This window comes from Onishia niordana (genome assembly GCF_004798965.1).
Classification (GTDB): Bacteria; Pseudomonadota; Gammaproteobacteria; order Pseudomonadales; family Halomonadaceae; genus Onishia; species Onishia niordana.
Genome location: NZ_SDSD01000101.1, coordinates 1 through 261 on the forward strand (window position 1 = coordinate 1; position 261 = coordinate 261).

At 41.8% G+C, this 261-nt stretch carries 1 protein-coding gene; it reads right to left on the reverse strand.

The features are described 5' to 3' along the window. A partial coding sequence (locus ETC27_RS18080; RefSeq protein ID WP_136256077.1) for an ABC transporter transmembrane domain-containing protein occupies positions 1-261 on the reverse strand: 261 nt, incomplete at both ends.

Genomic DNA, 261 nt, shown 5'->3' on the forward strand with positions numbered 1-261 from the left:
ATCATAATTGGTTGCATGGAACCATCAAAAATTGCTTCACGAAGCCCGATTTTATAAAGCTTATTGATGTTTTTTTCAGCTGAATGTGTCGCTTGTACCTCCGCATTGGAAGATTTGACCAAACGAATTTCGCTAAGCACTTCACTTGCTGTGCCAGAAAACCCTGCAAGAGCATCTTGACGCTGGATTCCAAATTTTCGGCCAAAAGTGGCCAAGGGCATAATAATCAATGTCGCAATAGGAACAGCTATCACCATTGCT